5 protein-coding genes are annotated in these 3,420 nt (G+C 70.9%); 4 read left to right on the top strand and 1 reads right to left on the bottom strand.

Annotated elements, in window-relative coordinates; all coding sequences use genetic code 11:
• A partial coding sequence (locus tag ABZ656_RS57165) for a class I SAM-dependent methyltransferase (protein ID WP_360280553.1) occupies positions 1-462 on the top strand: 462 nt, incomplete at its 5' end.
• 4 nt (positions 463-466) lie between these two features.
• Here the strand turns inward: ABZ656_RS57165 and ABZ656_RS57160 are convergent.
• Positions 467-1,225, bottom strand: a complete 759-nt coding sequence (locus ABZ656_RS57160; RefSeq protein ID WP_101407667.1) for an alpha/beta hydrolase — start codon at positions 1,223-1,225, stop codon at positions 467-469.
• Positions 1,226-1,380: 155 nt separating this feature from the next.
• Here ABZ656_RS57160 and ABZ656_RS57155 point away from each other — a divergent pair, with 155 nt between their 5' ends.
• From ABZ656_RS57155 to ABZ656_RS57145, 3 genes are all read left to right on the top strand, one after another.
• Positions 1,381-1,965: a PadR family transcriptional regulator gene (locus ABZ656_RS57155; RefSeq protein ID WP_101407668.1), complete on the top strand. Its 585-nt coding sequence runs from the start codon at positions 1,381-1,383 to the stop codon at positions 1,963-1,965.
• A gap of 63 nt (positions 1,966-2,028) precedes the next feature.
• Positions 2,029-2,334, top strand: coding sequence for a hypothetical protein (locus ABZ656_RS57150; RefSeq protein ID WP_101408459.1), 306 nt, complete (start codon positions 2,029-2,031; stop codon positions 2,332-2,334).
• A 136-nt stretch (positions 2,335-2,470) separates the two neighbouring features.
• Positions 2,471-3,331, top strand: coding sequence for a hypothetical protein (locus tag ABZ656_RS57145; protein WP_101407669.1), 861 nt, complete (start codon positions 2,471-2,473; stop codon positions 3,329-3,331).
• The last annotated feature ends 89 nt before the right edge of the window (positions 3,332-3,420 follow it).

The following is a 3,420-nucleotide window of genomic DNA, read 5'->3' as shown; positions in this document are numbered from 1 at the left end:
GTTCCCGAAGTCGCCGCTGACCGGGCGCTGCCGCCGCTGCGCGCGGCCGTGGGGCCCTCCGGAGTGGTCGTCGCAGCCGATCTGACCCCGGCCATGCTGGCGGCCGCGGTACAGGCCGGACGGCACCGCGACGGGCAGTTGCTGCTCGCCGACGTCACTGCGCTGCCGCTGCGCACCGAGTCACTGGACGCCGCCTTCGGGGCGGGTCTGATCGCACATCTGCCCAACCCCGCCGAGAATCTGAGGGAGTTGGCGCGGGTGGTGCGGCCCGGCGGCACGCTGGCGCTGTTCCATCCGATCGGCCGGGCTGCGCTCGCGGCGCGCCAGGGGCGCCGCATCACACCGGGCGACCTGAGGGCGGAGGCCAATCTCCGCCCCTTGCTGGCCGCTTCCGGCTGGGACATGACCTCGTACGTCGACGAGGACACCCGCTTCCTGGCGCTTGCCACACGGCGGGGCTGAGGCCTCAGACCCTTCCGGCGACCTCGGCCACGAAGGCGTCGGGGTTGTCGAACATGACGTTGTGCCCCGCACCGGGAACGGTCACCACCCGGACGCCGGCGGCCTCCAGCCCCTTCCTGTCCTCCAGTTCACCGCTCAGCGCCCCTTGCAGGTAGACACGGTCCGCCGTCAGCCCTTCGAGCAGGTGGCGCATCGTGGGGACCGTGCCGCGCGCAAGGCCGATCGCGGTGCGGTGCAGCGCGCGCGGGTCGGCGAGCCGCATGGTCGCCGCCCAGGAGGGGCCGATTTTGTCGAGCACGCGCGCGTGGCCACCGCTTTCGACGTACTCCTCCTCCGAGTACGAGGCGATGCCGCTGCTGCCCGCCTTGACCGGCGGATACGGGTCGAGGTTCGCCTCCACGAGGACCAGCCTGGACACGAGCTCGGGGCGCCGATGGGCCAGCACGATGGCCACCGCACCGCCCATGCTGTGGGCGACCAGTTCCGCCGCCGTGGCACCGGCCTCGTCCAGGGCGGCCGCGAGCGCGTCCGCGTGGTCCTCCAGGGTGTAGCCGAAGTCCGCGGGCCGGTCACTGATGCCGTGACCGGGCAGGTCGACGAACAGGGTCCGGCGCCCCGCCAGTTCGGACCGGGCCGCGATGTGGGCGTTGTAGACCGTCGAGGCCGACCCCAGTCCGTGTACGTACACCCGGGCCGGTTCAGCACCCGTCGCCTCCGTCCAGCGGATCGAGCTTCCCTTGCTGTCGAACTCGGCCTGTCTCATCGCTCTCCCTCAGGTCCGTCTCATCGTTTCTCGCGCTTCAGGAGAATACATCGGAACCGATGTATAGAGGAACGGATGTATAGACGAACGGATGTACAGAGGAAGCGATGTACAGAGGGGATGATGTACACCGGTGGTGCGGCAGAATGCGGGGCATGCTTGAGCTGGCCATCCTCGGTTTTCTGTACGACGCCCCACTGCACGGCTACGAGCTGCGCAAGCGCATCACCGCCCTGACCGGCCATGTGAAGCCCGTCGCGGAGAGCACGCTGTATCCCGCGATCAAGCGACTGGAGAAAGCGGGGTGGCTGGCGCGGGCGACGCAGCCCGGCTCCGTGGCCGCCCCTCGTCATGTCCTGACGCTCACCGAGGAGGGGAGAAGCGAGTTGCGCCGCCGACTCGCGGAGCCCGTACAGCGCGACATCACCGACGAGAACCGCTGGTTCACGATGCTCGCCTTCCTCAGACACCTGGCCGACCCCCCGGCGCAGGCCGCGGTACTGCGCCGCAGGCTCGCCTTCCTGGAGGAGCCCTCGAGCTTCTTCTACGAAGGCGACCGGCCGTTGCGCGCCGAAGAGCTCGACGATCCCTTCCGGCAGGGCATTCTCACCATCGCCCGGGCCACGAGCCGGGCCGAACTCACCTGGCTGCGGGACACGATCGACACACTCGAAGGGAACGTTCGCGACGCTTCACCGGACCGTCCCTCTTCTGCCGCCGGGCCTTCAACTCTACGTTGAGTAGCAGCAGGTGAACGATCAGCGATGGCAACCGCGCAGGGGGAAGGTGGCCCGATGACCGGAATGTTCGGCAGACTCCGCGAGATATGGCGCCGGAAAGCGACCGACGGGGCCGAGGGGCAACGGCCCGCCAAGCGGCGACCGGAGAAACGTACACACAATCTTTTCGAGGCGGCCGCGGCCTACGTGTCGGCCTGCGCGGAGGACGACCAGGAGCAGATCGACGAGGCCGCGGCCTGGGTGTCGCCCGAGGCGCTGTCGTTCGGGGTGAACGAGCTGGCCTGCCGTGCCGTCATCGCTCTGGCGCGGGAGCGCGACGAGTCGCCCAGGACGGTGGCGCGGACGCTGCTCGGCCTGCCCGCCGTCTGACCGCGATGGGCGCGGGCCGGGCGTTTCGCCCCCGTCCAGCCGGATAACTGCAGCTCCGCGTCTGTTTCGGGCTCGTGACAAGCGCCTTCGGGTCGCATTATGGTGCGCCGACGAACGTAGCGATCGGGAGGCTGGGATGGCCGGGACGGACGATGGCGCCGTCGCCACCGGGGACGACGACGCGCTGTATGTACTGACGGCGGTGCTGTTGACGCCCGCGAAGTTCCCCAGCGTGCTGGGGGACGACTACCCGGAGGCCTGCGCGGGGCTCGACCTGGCGCCCCTGGCCGACGGGTACGGTCTCGTGCTGGGCCAGGATGGCGAGGGTGCACGGTGGACGGTCGTCATCGACGACGTCTCGCTGGTCGCCGTCGCCATCGCGTCCTGGGACTGCGGGATGGAGCACGAGTTGTCGCCCGACGAGCGCACGGTCGTCTCCGCGCTGCCCGGCTGGCCCCTGGACGTCGCCGTCGCGGCCCCCGGGGTGCCGGCCCCGCACGACCCCGCGCCCGAGCTCACGGAGCGGCCCGCGCTCGCTCCACCGGACACCACCGTCTGGGGACCGGCCCAAAGGCGCCTCGGAGCCGACGAGATCGCCCTCCAGTGGGCGATCTGGCGCGAACAGATCGACGACGGCGACTTCGTCACGTCGGAGGACACCGCCCGACCCGACGACGCCCCCCGGGACGAGACCGAAAGCACCGACGGCGACAGCGACAGCGGCAAGACCCGCAGCGGTGTCCGCCGGGTGCTCGCGGAGGCGCGCTCCTACGTGGACACCCCGCCGCCCCTGGGCCGTGTCCGCTCGTCCTTCGCCAGCGGTGACGCCCGGACCCTGCGCGCGGACGGCCCCGGCTGGTCCATGGTCGCCCGGACCGACGACATCGCCTTCGTCCTCCTTGACGAGGAGCCCGGAGAGGTCCTGCCCGTCGGCCGGGGCCCGGAACTGCCCGGTCTTCTGGAGGCCCTCGACAAGATGGCCGTACGTCCCAGCTGAGCGGTCGCGCCGTGGGTCGCTCCTCGCCCCGGACGAAGCGTCGCACGCGTCCGCTCGCGGACCGTGCCGACGGCACGGTCCGCGAGCGG

Origin of the sequence: Streptomyces sp. NPDC007095 (genome assembly GCF_040634475.1) — a bacterium.
Classification (GTDB): Bacteria; Actinomycetota; Actinomycetes; order Streptomycetales; family Streptomycetaceae; genus Streptomyces.
The sequence above is the reverse complement of the archived record's forward strand: the minus strand, read 5'-3'. Positions and strand labels throughout refer to the sequence as shown.

Excerpts from the sequence above, each read along its gene's own strand:
- ABZ656_RS57150 (WP_101408459.1), top strand. The coding sequence starts at position 2,029 with ATGTTCGGCAGACTCCGCGAGATATGGCGCCGGAAAGCGACCGACGGG.
- ABZ656_RS57160 (WP_101407667.1), bottom strand. The coding sequence starts at position 1,225 with ATGAGACAGGCCGAGTTCGACAGCAAGGGAAGCTCGATCCGCTGGACG.
- ABZ656_RS57155 (WP_101407668.1), top strand. The coding sequence starts at position 1,381 with ATGCTTGAGCTGGCCATCCTCGGTTTTCTGTACGACGCCCCACTGCAC.
- ABZ656_RS57145 (WP_101407669.1), top strand. The coding sequence starts at position 2,471 with ATGGCCGGGACGGACGATGGCGCCGTCGCCACCGGGGACGACGACGCG.